Here is a 16,325-nt window from a genome sequence, read left to right on the forward strand (position 1 = left end):
ATCTTCACAAGTTGTAAGCAATGTAAAAAACCGCCGTCTCCCAAAAAACAGACAGGGGTAATTTGAAACGGACGAAAAGCTAAAGGAAACAGAACTCAACAAGAACCATTTTTTAACACCTCCGGTTTCTAATCAAGCGGGTTTACTTCTTCAAAATCCTTTTTTATCTGTTCCTTAACTTCGGCAGGTAAATGAGTTTTCAAATAATCTACCAACTGCCTGCCGGTTACAGTTCCATTATTTTGAACAGCCAGCTCAAAGAAATTCTTCAGTACGGTATCCAGTGTAGCAGCCCGCTCTTTTAGGCGGCAGAAAACCACCGCCCCTTTATCCCTTTCCACGTATTCAGCCCCGTCCGTATTTACCAATGCCGGTTCCGTATTGGCCTCTGAACCCCGCTCTTTCTTATAGTCGTTTATCTTGCGTTGCAGCAAATCGGTGTAGGGTTGCCCGCCAAATTTTTGGCGAACGTATTGGATGGCATAGTAATCCGGCAGAGCATACTGGAATATCCCTGCTCCCTGTACGTTGGCTATTTTAACTTTCGAACCAATAAGCTGACCGGCGATTTCACGTACCATGATATAGGCGATGTACGCCTCGTCATTTTTCCGTTTCAAATCAGCCGTCCAACCGTGTTTTTCGGGAACGGCAATCAGGCTGTGTGATGCGTAAAACTCATTGTTGTAGTAGGGAATTTCAGCGATTTGCAGGGTTGGGTAAGGATATTGTCCCAATACCGGTCTCAAATAGGCCAACGCATTTACCGCAGCATCTGCAACCGCACCGATATTCCATGAATGGGCAGGATGGTAATAAATCTGGCCTTTGATGCTGTCCGCCATATCAAAAGGATATACGGCATAGTCTGCAGAACCTACATACCACTTAAATGCTGTGTTGTCAGGAATAGTGTAGGTGGCGAAGTTCCTGCCGTTTTCCTGCCATCTTCTTTGCAGGATACCGGAGGCGATAGGAAGCTGTCCATCCGAAGTGCTTACCGTGATACGACCGTTTAGCCAGGTTGCATCGGGAATACCTGCTATTTCAGCCAATGCCTTGGCATCCGTAACCGGCTCCATGCGGGATCTGAGTTTTGCCAAACCCAGCTTATCTCTTTCCCGGTTTTCCGTCAGTTCCTTATCCGCATTGTAACCGATGACCGGAACAATATCCCTGCCGAGAAAGCTGCCATTGAACACCAAATCGGGCTGAGGGTCTTTTTGTGTAAAGCCCCTATATTCCAACGTAGCGGTTATATCCAGCTTGATGCTTTCGCCTGCCTCCAGTGCTTTTGAAAAAGCACATTTGAACAGGCGGTGCGCTCCGTCCGCTTCAATCAGGGACAGTTCTTTACCACCTGCCGTAATGGATGTAATGATGGCAAAATCCTTTACGTTCAAATACAATGTATCAATAGTCCGTTCCGTTAGATTAGAAACCTGTACGGAAGCCACATAATCCGCTTTCCGTTGTTCGGGGTATAAATCGAACGAAAGATTAACCTGTGTGTACTTGGGTTGCGGGTATTCTTCCAGCCATTTGTATTTTTTCTCATAATCGGCTTTAAACATGCGTTCCTGTGCGGTTGTCCTGAACTTATTGACGGTATTGACATTGGCCTTGATAAAAGATTGCAGCATGAAGAAGCTAATGAGGCTTATGCCCAAAACCAGCTTAAAGGGTAGCGATAACCCTTTCCCCGGCGAGGTAATGCGGGAAAGCAAGTTTTTTTTGGTTCCCCTGTTCCATAACCATACGGAAAGTAAAAGAAAGTTGACCGCAAGTACCGACCACATCAGGGCATACCACGGAGCCGATACTCCGAAAATACCATAGCCGTTCATTTCCGAATAATCCTCCAGGCCGGGAACAAAAATATATAACAAACGGAGTTGTTCCACCGTACCGGTGACGTTGGCTACCACTTCAAACAGCATGATACCGACCGCTATCCCATGTGCGGCAAAACGATTGTTGGTAACAGCCCCGATGAAGAATGCCAGTGCCACAATCATCATGTAATTGAGCCAGCTCAAACGTATGCCAAACAGGTCTTGCAGGTACAATGACCAATCAATGTCGGTAAATCCCCTGCCCAATTGCACCAGTACGCCTATTACCAAAAGGCATACGGAACAAACAAACGCCACCCATGCCATTGCGAAGAAACGGGAAAACAGCGTGACCCATACCGGCACAGGCAAGGCATCTTTAACCTGCCATAAACCTACTGTTCTGTCTTTAAATAGCAATTCAATAGACCATACGGTAAAGAAAATAATCAGGTACAGACCGAGCGGTTGTCTTGCTACCGTCATCAGGTAGGTAAGTGGTAGCTGCGGTGTTTCGATATAATATTTCTCCGACCATAGCAGGTGGTAGCAAAGGAACAGTGCCATGATGACCGCAAGGATAATCCTGAAATTTACAGACCGGGCATGCCCTTTAAATTCTATCCACGACAACCGGAACACTTTTGTCAGCATCGTTCCCTGCGAAAAATTCAATACCGTAAGCGGTTTGCTTAATCTGGTTGCCGATATTGCTTCAGGCTCATCCAACGGTTTATTGCCTTTCTTTTCCTTTTTCGAGGAAGCCATGATGAACCGCTTAAAGCTGAAACGCAGGTAAGAGAATGCGAAAAGCGCCAAAGCAATGGTAAACCAAATTATCCTGTTTATAATCAGGATATGGGTAAGGGGAAAATAAGCTGCATTCTTTTCCGGTACGCTCATGGCATCCACCACTTCACGGGTTATACCATACGCAAAAGGGTCAAGCAAGAGTATAATATCCAGGTGCACGCTGCTCTCCCTTGTGCTTTCAGCAATCAGGAACAATATCATCACGACAAAAAGACCAACATAACTCGCCGCCATGTTCCTGAACAACACTACCAGCGAAATGCTGATACCGGTGAGCAGGAAAAGGTTGGGCAGCATAAAAAGCACGAATGCCTGTAAGGTCTGCCCCCAAAGCACCGGGCCGGTTACCTGGTTAGGAGAGGCCCCCAGCCACGGTGTCAGCACGATACCGATGATGTATGCCACGCTAAGCAGGGTATTGATGGTAAATGCCGCCAAAAATTTTTTAAGGAAATACTGTTTTTCATTGACCGGTTTGGTATAAATGATACCCGACATGCGGTGCTCGATGTCCTTGTAAACGACCGTTCCGGTAATAATGGCGACAATAACGAACAACAGGAAACCAACCCCCGCAATATTGATATGGGTAATACCTGCGGCATTGACCCAAACGCCGTCATTCACAATGAGGTTATAGGTGGAGCGGGAATACGTTGCACCCTGAACGAGCAGTATCAGGGCGAATACCCATGTTAGCGGACGTCTTATCCGGTAAATGAGTTCATTGGAAAAAATATGGTTGCTCATAAGGATTTACGAATGGTTTAGGGCAGATTGCGATTGAAAAATCTGGTTGAAATACGCATCTTCCAACGTAGGGGATTTTTTAAGGAATTTTCCGTTGGGGATTTCATTGCTGACCACGGTAACCAACATTTTTCCGAGGTGGAACCTTGTGGAAATAATATCAAACTGCTCCCTGTAATGCGGTAGCTCATTCCGGTCAATCTGTGCCTCCCAGAGTTTACCACCAAACGATTGTTCAATTTCAGAGGGCTTTCCGGTCAGCAATACTTTTCCCCCGCCAATGATTGCCATGTCATTGCACAATGTGCTTACATCCTCCACAATGTGTGTGGAAAGGATGACCACCGTATTTTCCCCGATTTCACTTAACAGGTTATAGAAACGGTTACGCTCCAAAGGGTCAAGCCCGGCAGTGGGTTCATCCACGATAATCAGTTCGGGATTGCCCAGCAATGCCTGTGCAATGCCAAAGCGTTGCTTCATCCCGCCGGAATACGTACCGATTTTCTTTTTTCGGACTTCATAGAGATTGACCTTTTGCAATAGATAATCTACCGTTTCTTTTCTTTCCGCTCTGCTTGCGATGCCTTTCAAATCGGCAATTTGGGAAAGCAATTCCTCCGAGGTCAGGCTTGGATATACGCCAAATTCCTGCGGAAGATAGCCCAGCACTTCCCTTAGACGGGTAGGCTCTTTCAGCACATCTATTTCCCCGAATGTTACTGTGCCGCTATCGGCATCCTGTAACGTGGCAATGGTGCGCATCAGCGTGGATTTGCCTGCGCCGTTCTGCCCCAGCAAGCCGAACATCCCTTTGCCGATGGTAAGCGTTACATGGCTCAATGCCTGTACGCCATTGCTGTATTTTTTGGATAGGTTATCTATTTTAAGTGTCATAGTTAAACGTATTAGAACTTGCCTGTCAGCGTGATGCCATAAGTTGCCGGAATACCTATCATAGCCATTTTTGAACCGGAAGAATAGGTGTAGGAAAGGTATTTTTCATTAAAGATGTTCCTTGCCCAGAATACTAGATCCACATTCCGGCTGGTAACGCCAGCTCTAAGGTTGAACAGTGAATATGGGTCTTGTTTGATGGTGTTCTCCAAGTCAAAATACTGTTTGCCCAGATAGTTCCATTCGCCCCGTACCATTCCCTCAAACCTCCTGAACAAAGGATGTGAATATTGTATGGCAAGCATGGACGTTACCGCTGGCTGCATGATAAGCTGGTTGCCTTTTAGGTCTTTTTCCATACCTGTCGTTTGGTCAGGCGATATCAAACGGCTGTACCTGCCATGCGTATAGCCTAAGTTGTAATCCACCTGCATTCCTTTGAACGGACGGGCTGCAAGTTCAAACTCCACACCTTTACTGGTGGCATTCCCGGCGTTCTGTATGGTGATGGAGGCGGACGACCTTGCAAATGCCGTTACCTGCATATCCTGCCAGTCAATATAAAATGCAGTCAGGTTCGCCGTCATGCGGTTGTCAAACCAGGTGGTTTTAGCTCCAATTTCAAAATTGTTGCTGTATTCCGGGTCATACGTGTAATAGTCAGGGTCAAAGGTTCTTTTGTTCAATCCACCTGCCCTGAACCCTTTGGAATAAGTGGCATACAATAAGGCTTCAGGGGTTAGCTTATAGGCCATGTTCAACTTGGGTGAAAATGCTCTGTACTTGCCGTTCATACGTGTCGATGGCATAACAGGCGTAACCGGGAAACCCTCTTTTATCTTATCAGTCCGGGTATGGAGAATTTTTGTTTCCCAATCATACCGTACTCCTGCGGTGATGTCCAGTTTGGGTGTTATCGAATAGGTAGCCTGTCCGAAAAGGGCAAGCCCTGAATTGTCAAGTTTTGAAGGCGTATGCAGTTCGTAAGGGGCATAAGGGTCTTGCAGGAGGATAGCCGCATCCGCTCCCATAACCATTATCCCGTTTTCCTTATCGGGGTGGTTCATGTAGAATGCACCTGCCGTCCATTTCAATGGGGATTTGCTATCAGCCGGACTGCTCAAACGGAATTCCTGTGTAATTGTAGTAGAATAATTATCCTTTGGTGTTCCAAAGTATTTCAAACCGAACACATCATAGGTTGTCCAGTCGCCATCCCAATAGCCATTATGGATAAACCGGTTTACATATTGGTAAGCTGAAATGCTGGTAACATCGAAATACCTGCCATAGTGCTGTGCGGTCAGGGAAGCGTTGTAAAAATTCCGGCGTTCTTCTCCGGTGGCATTTTGCGATGTTTTGTACGGATTTTCCAAAGCAATTTGTGCATTTGTCGCATAAGGGAATGCCCCGGCGTTGGAAGATTGCTGTGCCTTGCCATTCAGGGTAAAACTCCATTTGTCAGACGGCAGGTAACGCAGGTACAGGTTACCGCCATAGCTATGGATTTTATCAAACCTGCTGTTGTCAAACGTGTTGGTAAAATATCCACCGGTCTTATTATAAGAGGCTGAAAAGCCTGTAAACAGTTTGTTGTTCACAATAGGTGTCTTTATTCCGGCGGTATATCTTTGGGCGTTGTAATTACCGAATGAGGTTTCCGCAAAACCCGTGGTACGGTTGCCCGGCTTTTTGGTAATCACATTAATAACACCCGCCATTGCATTACGACCATACAACGTACCCTGCGGGCCTCTCAATACCTCTATCCGTTCGGCATCGTAAAACTGGCTCATGGCAGTTCCCGCATCATACTGAAGCACACCGTCTATATAAACCGCTACGGAAGGGTCTAACGAAGATGGAAAGATACCACGGATGGCATACAGGGGCTGGTCGCTGCCTCCGTTTACTACATAGAGATTGGGAGCAATGGAAGTCAGGTCTTTTACCGACCATATGCGGTAATCCTGTATTTTCTTTGCACTTATGGCAGATACGGCAAGCGGTACGTCCTGCAACATATCTTCCCGCTTTTCGGCGGTTACCGTTACCTGTTCAAGTGTTACCATGTTTTCGTGGCATACACAGGTCATTTTACACTCCTGTCCAACATGAACCGTAATGTTTTTGGTGTGCTTCTCGTAACCGATAGCCGATACGTTCAGCACATGCTCACCAGGTGCTACGGAAGGAAACTGAAAACTGCCCGATGGGTCTGTTAAGGTGATTATATTCAGTGCTTCAATGGAAACCGAGGCTTTAGCAATCGGACTTCCCGAAACGTCATAAACATAGCCGGACACACTGCCCGCAGGTTGTTGGGCATTGGAAATTATACTTAGACAACTTAAAGCAACAAGTAAAAATAACCTGTATAAAATAGTCGTTTGTTTCATTATTTAGAATGATTCCATATAAGATAAATCGCCACAAAATTGCAATAATGTTGCATTATGCCGTTAACGCAATCGGAATTATAATCAACGAATTTGGGTGGAAGTACCTGGCGGGAGTAGATAAAATATAGATGGGGAGCTGGATAATGAAGACTACATGGTGTTGAAAAAAATTACAGGTGAAACGATAGAAAAATTGGAGGCGAGGTTAAGTGGAACACGACATCGAACTCAAAGATTAAGTTCTGCATAACACTCTATTATCAGAATGCTAAGGAGCTGGAAGGCAAAAAAAATGGGACAAGTCTTTTTTTTAGACTTGTCCCAGAACGTGATTCCGCTGGGGCTTTATTAAAGTCCGGCAATGCCTTATGTATCGGGGATTCCGCGAAATTAAAAAAGTTGGTGTATCCTTTTTGGAATCGCTTACAATGATAGAGTTTGCAAAGAACTTTACTATTTCCCAAAGATAAAGTAAAAGGAGCGTAAAATAACCTGAGCAGGTTACCAGGGAGGCTCTCATGAAAGTTTGTTCTTCAGCACCTGCATGGTTTCCCGCTGCCTTTTCTCTACGAACTGCCGGCCCTTTTTGGCCAGCTTCCTGGCCGCAGCAGGGTCTTTGGCCATGGCCAGCGCGGCGGGTCCGATTTTCGCCACGTCGGCCTCATTATCCATATCGAATAACCATTCCCCCAGGCCAATGTCGCGCCACATTACGCCTTTGCTGGTCTGCTCGTGAAAGCGGCCTACAATGGCGGGTATGCCATGGCCGATGCACATGATAGGGGTATGCATTTCCAGCCCGAACATGCCTGCAGAGCGGAGGTAGGTGCTTACGGCTTCGTCAGTGAGCCAGTAGCGGTCGCGCCACACTACTTTGCCTTTCACGTCTTCCGGCAGTTTATCGTACAATATTTCTTTGCCCAGTTTTACCTGTGTTTCGTCTTCCGGGCATATCAATATCTTCATGGGCGTTTCCCGTACGATGGCGATGATGGCTTCCCGTATGGGGCGGTTGTCGTGCTCCCTCATCTCCTGGTTGCGGGCATCTTTTTTTTCGTCGAGGGGCCTGTTCTTGGACGGTAGTTCCCACCAGGGAGTGAACCGCTGGCGCGGGATCACACAAAGGAATTTTCCTGTTTCCAGGCCATGTGTTTTCATAAATGCCTCTGCGGCGGCATCGTTGCGGAGGTCTACGGCAAAGGCGCCATCCGGGCAAAATTCCATGATGGGGCATTTAACGCCATGGTCTTTTGCGAAGGCCAGTGAAATGGAATCGCGGAAGTAGGCGAACTGTGCTTTGGTAAGCAGTTCCACCTCGCTGGGGAAAGCCGCTTTTGCAGATTCGGAAGGCTCACCGTAATAACCAGGGAAAGTGATACCGTAAATGCCGTAAGGTTTGCCGGTTTCTTCCGCCCAGCGTTGCACGTCTTTTCGCGCAGTCAGTGAGGGGCCGGAGCCGTGCAGCAAAAAGTCACATTCGGTGAAGGCGGTTTTTATTTCTTCGGGCGTTTGTACGATCTGCAGCTTGGGGAAACGTTTCATCAACATTTCTTTCACCCCGTTGTCTACGCTGGAAGGCCATAACCTCACGGCCGCTCCGGGGATGTGTTTTTCCAGCAGGGCGAGCACGCCGGGAGTGTGGCCGATGTCACCGATGTTTACGGTTTGCCATGAGGAGCGCAGCAGGATGGTTTTCTGTTTGCCGGACCGGGCCAGTGCAGGAAGGCCTGCCAGCAATGCTATGAGGCCCGGTGTTTGTTGAAGGAAATCTCTGCGTGTATACATGAACGTTGTTTTTTATTTTTATGATGTGGCAGGGTACAGAAGCCTGCACCTGCCGCTTTTGATCCTTTTGTGTTCCGGTGAACCGGTTGATGTGCCCCTAGTACCCGGTGTTCTGTTCCAGCATGGGGTTAGCGTCCATGTCGGACAGGGGGATAGGGAACAGTACATGGAAAGGTTCAATGGTGGCATTCCTGTTGTAACTGTTCTCGGCTTTTACGGCTTCCAGCAGTTTGCCGGTACGCACGAGGTCGAAGCGGCGGTTGCTCTCGAAAGCCAGTTCCAGCCTTCGCTCCAGCCAGACTGCTTCTTTGAATGCCTGGTAGCTCAGTCCTTCCAGGGGGGCCAGTCCTGCCCGGACGCGCACTTTGTTGATGGCCGTATAGGCATCAGCGGTAGGGGCGCCGTTGGTTTCATTACTGGCTTCGGCGTATATCAGCAGCACGTCCGCATATCGTAGCACGGGCCTGCTGGTGCCTTCGCCTCCGGTTGTTTTAGCGGTTCTGTCCCACAGCTTCTGAAAAGATACGGCTTTGGCGGGATCAGGATCTGTGATAGACAGATTGGTAGTAACGCCGTTGAAGGTATAGGATGTCATGAAGGTGACCGCTTTCCGCTGATCGTTAGCCGCGTATAATTTAAAGAGGCTTTCCGTGGGCCGCGCAATGGCGGAGCCGCCGCCTGCAAAAATGGGGGCTGCGCGGGGGCCGTAACCTCTTCCCTGGCCGTGGCCATACACATCCGTAAGGTATTGTACTTCCAGCATGTTTTCTTTGCCGCCGCGCGCGGTGAGCGCAAAGGCGTCCGAGAACTTATCGTACAGGCTGTATACGCCCTGGTCCATCACTTCTTTGGCCTTTGCGGCGGCCTGCGCCCAGAAAGGCGAGCCTTTTTCCGTACCGGCGCGCGTGAGGTACACCTTGGCCAGCAAACCTTTGGCGGCGCCGGCGGTCACCCTGCCCGCATCAGCAGGGGGATAACTGTTGGGCAATACGCTTTCGGCCTCTGTGAGGTCTTTTTCTATCTGCGCATATACTTCATCTACCGGTTTGCGGGGAATGGCCAGCCCTTCCAGCGATGCAGTTTCGGTAGTGGTGATGGGCACAGCGCCATAGGTGCGCACCAGGTTAAAGTAATGAAGGGCGCGCAATACTTTGGCTTCGGCGATATACCGCTTCTTCAGGTTCTCGTCCATCGGAATGTCCGGCAGGCGGTCTATCACCGTGTTAGACCGGTTAATGCCTGTATAGGCACCTGCATAGATATTGATGAAAGAATTGGAAGGAGTGAGGTTATACCGCCATATCAGTACACGGTCTGCCGCCCCGGACAGGAAAGGCACGGCATCGTCCGTAGTTACCAGGTCAGGGAAGGGATCGAGCACGCCCATGTTTTTGTAACAGGCGCCCAGCGCGGCTTTAGCATCTTCGGCGGTTTTGTAATAGGTGACGTTGGTGAGATTGGTGACAGACGCAATGTCCAGCTGCTTTTCGCAGGCTGTTGTTACGATCAGGAGCGCCGCCAGTAAATATCTTGCTTTCATAATCAATCGCATAAAAGATTAAAATTTCAGGTTAATGCCGGCCAGCAGCGTTTTGGCTGCGGGATAGGTGCCATAGTCGAGTCCCTGGCTGAGCGAGGAGCTGCCGAAGCGGTTCACTTCGGGATCGTACCCTGTATAATCGGTAATGGTGAACAGGTTCTGGGCCGCCACGTATATTTTCAGCGAGTTGATGGAGAAGCGGCTTAACCACGATTGCGGCAGGTTATACCCGAGGGAAATATTCCTGAACCGCAGGTAGGAACCGTCTTCCACCTGGAAGCTGCTCAGCACCCGCGAGCCACCGGCTGAATTGGCGCGGGGAATGGTGTTGCCGGGGCGTTCCGGCGTCCAGCGGTCCAGTACACGGGCGCTCTGGTTGTTGCCGCTGGTCAGGTTCAGCAGGTCAAAGTTGCCGTAGTTCAGTATCTCATTGCCGTAATTGCCCTGCACAAAGATGTTCAGTTCAATTCCCTTGTAAGTAAACGTGTTATTGAGGCCACCGAAAAAATCCGGGTTGGAGTTGCCGATAATATCGCGGTCGTTATCATTGATCACGCCGTCTGCATTCCGGTCTTTATAACGGATGTCGCCGGGTTTGGCGGTTTTCTGCGCGGAGGCATCTATTTCTGCTTTGTTCTGGAAAATGCCGTCCACCACCAGGCCGTAGAAGTTGCCCAGGGAGCTGCCTACCCGCAGCAGTATGGGGTTAATCGTGGTATTGAACAGCACGGCGTCCACGCCGGTGGTGAATTCTTTCCGCCCATCCAGCCGCAGCACTTCGTTGCGGTTAAAGGTGATGTTGAATTCAGATGTCCATTTAAAATCATGATGATCCACGTTCACGCTGGCCAGCGACAGCTCAATGCCTCTGTTACGTACGCTGCCGATATTTTTCAGGTTGGTGCGGAAGCCAGAGGAAGTGGGCACGCTTACGGAGAAGAGGAGGTCGGATGTGTTTTTGCTATAGTAATCCGCCGTGAGCTGCAGGCGGTTATTAAAAAAAGCCAGGTCTATACCTGCGTCGAACTGAGCGTTCTTTTCCCAGCGCAGATCGGGATTGGCGATGCCGGCAGTGTTGGAGGCCGGCTGTAAAGCGCCGCCCAGTACGTATTGTGAGGTGGTGATGTTGGCGAGGTATTGATAGTCGCCGATCTCCTGGTTGCCCGAAAGGCCGTAACTCACGCGAACTTTGGCATCGGAAAGAAAGGTCTGTTTCTGCATGAAGTTTTCGTTCATCAGTTTCCAGGCCAGTGCGCCGGAAGGGAAGATGCCGAACTTTCTTTGCGGGCCGAAGCGGCTGGAACCATCGCGCCGCGCCGTGAGCGTGAGCAGGAAACGGTCGTCGAACCCGTAGTTAATACGGGCGATGTAGGAAATGAGTTTCCAGTTGCTGGCATCGGAGCTGGGGGCTACCAGCGTGGAGCCTGCCTCCAGGTTGTTATACTGCGCAAAGTCGTCGGAGAAGGTCCTGGCCCGGGCTGTGGCATTTTCGGTGCTCCGGCCCTGGATGGTGTAACCAAGCAGTGCATTCAGCTGGTGGATGTTGCCGAGTTTGCGGGTGTAGTTCAGCGTATTTTCATTCAGCCAGTTGATGCTCTGTGAGCTGGCTACAGAAGCGGCGCCGCCCTGGCTGGCGCCTGCGAGGGCCAGCCGCGTTGTGTATGCGTTCGTTTTTGCGCTTTGCAGATCCGCCCCCAGGCTGACGCGGAAGTTGAGGCCTTCTATGATGTGATAGTCCAGGTAAGTGTTGGCCAGCAGGCGCAGCATTGAACTTTTATTGGTGATCTCATTCGTTATGGCCAGCGGGTTATCCACTCCGTAACCGTTCAGTGAACCCTGGTTTTTATAGTATGTGCCGTTTTCGTTGAACACTTTGAAAGTAGGCGAGTAGCTCAGCGCGGCGCTGGTAACGCCGCCGCCTTCCGTGCCGTCCACATCCGTTTTGGCATTGTCGCTCTGGGTGTAGGCGCCCTGCATGGAGAGGCCGGTTTTTACGCGGGAAGTAATGTCGTTAGTGAGGTTGGCCCGCAGTGTATACCGCTTAAAACCCGAATTGCGGATGATGCCCTGCTGATCGTAATACCCGGCGGAAATGGCGTACCTGGAGCGGTCGGAACCGCCGCTCACACCCAGCTGATGGTTTTGGATGGGCGCGTTTTGCATCACTACATCCTGCCAGTCTGTGCCCTCGCCGAGCGTTTCCGGCAGCGGCCTTTCAGCGGAGCTGCCGTTGAAGTAAGGCGCGGCCCCGTTATTGGTGAGCGCTTCATTCACAAACAGCGCGAACTGCTGCGCATTGAGCAGCGGAATGGTCCTGCGGACGGACTGAGAGCCGTAATACCCGTTATAGGTCACCACGGCCTTACCGGACCTGCCCTGTTTGGTGGTGACCATCACCACGCCGTTAGACCCCCTGGAGCCGTAAATAGCGGTGGCAGAGGCATCTTTCAGTATCTCAATGGATTCCACATCGTCTGAATTGATAGAGTTGAGCCCGCCGGATACCGGGAAGCCGTCGATCACATATAACGGATCGTTGCCCGCGTTCACCGAACCGGAGCCGCGGATGCGGATAGTGGCGGCACCTCCGGGCCGGGCGGAGTTGGTGACCACCTGCACGCCTGCGGCGCGGCCCTGCATGGCCCTGTCAAGCGAGGGAATGGGCGTGGCTTTGATGGCGGATTCACCCACTTTGGTGACTGCGCCGGTAAGGTCGCTTTTCTTTACCGTACCATATCCGACCACGACCGTTTCATTCAGGCTGCTGGCCGCTTCTTTCAGGGTGATGGCCGCTGCGCCGCTGTGCGCCGGCAGTTCCTGCGGCTCAAAGCCGAGTGAGCTTACAACGAGCACAGCGCCGGTGCGCACGCCTTTGAGGGAAAAGTTGCCTTCCCCGTCTGTTTTCGTACCATGCATGGTGCCTTTTACCAGCACTGTAGCACCCGGCACCGGCATGCCTTTGGCGTCGGTCACTTTACCCGAGGCGGTGATGAGCGTGTCCGCCACCGGGGGCGGCGGAGGCTGCGGCGGGTTGCCGGAGGGCCTGCGTTTGATGATGATGCTGTTGCCTTCCATCGTATAAACGAGCGGCTGGTTGCGCACGCAGAGGTCCAGCACCTGCTGCAGCGAGGCGTCTTTCACCGTGATGGTGACCGGGGCCGTGTTTCGCAGCACTGTTTCCCCGTATATGACGGACACGCCCGTGCGCGCCGTGATCTCCTTGAACAGCTTTTGCAGCGGCACATTTTTTACAGACAGCGTGAGTTGCTGTGAAAGACCGGTTGCACTTACATGCATGCATGTAACGAACAAAATGAATGCAGTGATCTTCATAACTTTGCACAACGTGGTTAAAAGCCTGTGGAAGCGCAGGGCTTTTTCATTAGCATTAAAATACATACTTTAGTGGTGTTTGGTAGTCTTACAATAGTCGATCTCAGATTAAAGGGAATACCAGATACTGCCGGGAGTGTTGCAACCACTTCCGGTTTCTTTTTATTCCCGATAGATACTTACTTACAATTTTCTTTTCTGACATGAAGAGAGCATGTGGTTGAACATTCTCTCATAACGGAATTTTTTTTACGGCAATACCAGTATTTTTCTGTCTTCAATTTTCAGGTGATTAAAGCCGTTGCCTTCCAGTAAATGCAAAACAGCCTCCAGGCTCATGTTGCGGCTGATGGCGCCGCCGTATAACTCAGAACTGGGCGTAACAGTGTACACCACTTCCACATTATACCAGCGCGACACTTCTCTCAGAATAGTCTGCAGGTCCATATTATCAAACAGGAACAGGCCGTTCTTCCATGCAATAACTTTGGTTGTATCAGCTTGCTGTATAGTGATGTGATTGTTTCCACCGTTCAGCACCGCTTGTTGCCCGGGGCGCAGCAAGCGGGTGGTGCCGGCGTTTTTGACCTGTACGGCGCCGTTCAGCAGGGTGGTGTTCACCACATTTTCATCAGGGTAGGCCATAACATCGAAGCGGGTGCCCAATACCTGTACCTCCATGCTGTTTACTTTCACTATAAAGGGCTGCGAGGGCGCCTGCGCAATTTCAAAATACCCCTGGCCCTTTAGTTCCACCACTCTTTGGCCGCCGTTGAAGGCGGTGGGGTAGCGGAGGGAGGAGGCGGAGTTGAGCCATACCCTGCTGCCGTCAGGGAGGGTGAGGCGGAACTGCCCGCCCCTGGGCGTGGCCAGTGTGTTGAATTGTATGCTGCCACTTTTTGCTTCCGCGGTATAGCGCAGCTGTCCTTTGCTTTGCCGGATGCCCTGGCCTATCTGCTGTTCGCCCGCACTGTCCAGCGGCACTACAGTGCCGTCTGCCAGGATGAGGGTGGCTTTGTTATGGCCGGGTGCGGCGGCGGATGCTGTGGCGGTTCGTGGGGTTGGTGCGGCAGGCTGCCTGCTGTTCAGCATAAATAATAACCCTGCTCCCAATACAGCCAGTACCGCTGCGGCCGCTGCTAATCGGAACATCGGGATGCGATTGCGCTCCGCACGCCGCGCCCGGCTGAGGATAGCATCGGCCATTTCCTGCTCTTTTTCCGGCGGCAATGCCGGGTGGTGCTCGTTTTCCAGGAGGCGCTGCACGGCATCGGGGAGGCGGTGGTCCTGGTCTTTGACCAGTTGCAGGAACTCTTCCGCTTCCGGGGGGGTAAGCGTACCGGAAATGTATCCTTTGAGCAGTATGTCGAATCGTGTTGCCATGTGTTACTTATAAAGACACATTTAAAAAGTGGGACTACTAGTCGGGAGGAAGAAATTTTTTGGGGGGAAAGTGGGCCCATCCGGCTGAGTGCAACGCCGGGCGAAGCGGGCAGATCAATGAGGAGCATCCGGGTTCCCGCAGTTCCCCAAAAGGAAATTTTATTACAAGGCAGATCAGCATCCGGTTCCGGAAACCATGTTTGTTGCAGGAAAGTTTCGATCACGCAGACGGCCGGCACCAGCCCGGATTCAGGCGAAACGAGGGCCGCATCCGGGTTCCCGGAAACCATGTTTGTTACAGGAAAGCTTCAATCACGCAGACGGCCAGCACCAGCCCGGTGGCGGCCCGTTCCAGGAAGTGGCGGATGTTTTGCAGGGCCTGCGCCAGGGAGTTGCGCACGGTATGTTTGCTGATGTTCAGCTGTGCCGCAATCTCATCCTGCTTTAACCCTTTTTCTTTATTGAGCTGATAGATGAGTCGCTGGCGGGTAGGCAAATGGGCAATGGCCTGGCGCAGCACCGAACGCGATTCCTTGCGCAGCAGCGCCTGTTCCGGGTTGTCTGCCGGTTCACTGAAATAGTTGAGCAGGGCGGTAGTGAACTGCAGGTTGTGCGATCCTTTTCTCAGTTCGTTAAGGATGTGGTTGCGGGCGTTGATGAAAAGGTAACCTTTCAGGTTCTCCACTCCGGGAAGGGCCGCCCTGTTGAGCCATATTTTGAGGAAGATCTCCTGCACCATGTCTTCCGCCAGTTCGGTGGATTTGGTCATTAGTAAAGCCACATGATAAACATGGTGGCTGTAGGTATGAAAAAACTCGCGGAATGCGGATTCGTCTCCTTCGGAAAGGCGCAGGAGCAGTGGATCCGTATGATGTGTGCTGTTGTTTTTCATAACTGTGGCAGGGTAAATTTAGCTAAAATATGAGATTTTACGAGTAAGTGCCGGTATCTTAAGCTTACCTTGCCCGGAAGAGATTTTTGACAATACAGCGATTATGTGTTTTTCCATAGCCTGTGCATATCTTTCATCCGCGCTTTCGCAGTCGGTTTTATGGTCTTCATCAAATTCACCGTATTCATCATCGTCGTAGTCTTCAAAGTCTTCACGGTCCGGCGGCTGCGCTTCTCCGTGATACCGGACTTCGTGCCAGTTCAATGTTGATATGCCGGGAATTTGAGCCCTTTAGATCATGCCAATTATCCTCTGACACACGGAATTATTCCTAATGTGACAACGTTGATACCCACTAATCAATGATATTATGAAAACTATCTTATCTACCGTCGTTTTGAGTAGCATACTCACCCTAATTGCTTGTTCTGGTGATAGAACAATTGTTATTAATGATCTGTCCAAATCAATGGAACAGACAGTAAAAGCAAAAAACAAAAACCCTAGTAATTATTTCTTCTCCCTCAAGGGAGAAGCAGATGGCAACTTTATGGTAAATGGTATAAATCTTGAAAAAGGCATTGTGGATACCAGTTTTCTCAGTGATTGGTATGCAGATACGCCTACATTTAAATATGAACCAGGCACCGAAAAAAAGGGAAGTTGACAATCAAATATAATTTTTAAACTACGAA

The 16,325-nt window shown here is 50.3% G+C and carries 10 protein-coding genes; 1 reads left to right on the forward strand and 9 read right to left on the reverse strand.

Annotated elements, in window-relative coordinates:
* Positions 1-128: 128 nt before the first annotated feature.
* The 9 genes from AAHN97_RS10045 to AAHN97_RS10085 form a co-directional block, all read right to left on the reverse strand.
* Positions 129-3,398, reverse strand: a complete 3,270-nt coding sequence (locus AAHN97_RS10045) for a hypothetical protein (RefSeq protein WP_343307466.1) — start codon at positions 3,396-3,398, stop codon at positions 129-131.
* A 6-nt stretch (positions 3,399-3,404) separates the two neighbouring features.
* Positions 3,405-4,295 (reverse strand): ABC transporter ATP-binding protein, encoded by an 891-nt coding sequence (locus tag AAHN97_RS10050; protein ID WP_343307467.1) that lies wholly within the window; start codon positions 4,293-4,295, stop codon positions 3,405-3,407.
* A gap of 11 nt (positions 4,296-4,306) precedes the next feature.
* Positions 4,307-6,601 carry a TonB-dependent receptor gene (locus AAHN97_RS10055; protein ID WP_343307468.1) on the reverse strand — a complete coding sequence of 765 codons (2,295 nt, stop codon included), beginning with the start codon at positions 6,599-6,601 and terminating at the stop codon, positions 4,307-4,309.
* Between the two features lie 612 nt (positions 6,602-7,213).
* On the reverse strand, positions 7,214-8,482 hold the full coding sequence (locus AAHN97_RS10060; protein WP_343307469.1) for a polysaccharide pyruvyl transferase family protein: 1,269 nt from the start codon (positions 8,480-8,482) through the stop codon (positions 7,214-7,216).
* A 97-nt stretch (positions 8,483-8,579) separates the two neighbouring features.
* Entirely contained in the window at positions 8,580-10,022 is a 1,443-nt protein-coding gene (locus AAHN97_RS10065; protein ID WP_343307470.1) for a RagB/SusD family nutrient uptake outer membrane protein, read from the reverse strand.
* Positions 10,023-10,040: 18 nt separating this feature from the next.
* Positions 10,041-13,421, reverse strand: coding sequence for a TonB-dependent receptor (locus AAHN97_RS10070; protein ID WP_343307471.1), 3,381 nt, complete (start codon positions 13,419-13,421; stop codon positions 10,041-10,043).
* Between the two features lie 183 nt (positions 13,422-13,604).
* A complete protein-coding gene (locus AAHN97_RS10075; protein ID WP_343307472.1) occupies positions 13,605-14,738 on the reverse strand; it encodes a FecR family protein in 1,134 nt (377 codons plus the stop codon).
* Positions 14,739-15,033: 295 nt separating this feature from the next.
* Positions 15,034-15,630: an RNA polymerase sigma factor gene (locus AAHN97_RS10080; RefSeq protein WP_343307473.1), complete on the reverse strand. Its 597-nt coding sequence runs from the start codon at positions 15,628-15,630 to the stop codon at positions 15,034-15,036.
* Between the two features lie 18 nt (positions 15,631-15,648).
* Positions 15,649-15,894 (reverse strand): hypothetical protein, encoded by a 246-nt coding sequence (locus tag AAHN97_RS10085; protein WP_343307474.1) that lies wholly within the window; start codon positions 15,892-15,894, stop codon positions 15,649-15,651.
* A 106-nt stretch (positions 15,895-16,000) separates the two neighbouring features.
* Here AAHN97_RS10085 and AAHN97_RS10090 point away from each other — a divergent pair, with 106 nt between their 5' ends.
* Positions 16,001-16,297, forward strand: coding sequence for a hypothetical protein (locus AAHN97_RS10090; protein WP_343307475.1), 297 nt, complete (start codon positions 16,001-16,003; stop codon positions 16,295-16,297).
* Positions 16,298-16,325 lie beyond the last annotated feature (28 nt).

This window comes from Chitinophaga niabensis (assembly GCF_039545795.1).
GTDB lineage: Bacteria > Bacteroidota > Bacteroidia > Chitinophagales > Chitinophagaceae > Chitinophaga > Chitinophaga niabensis_B.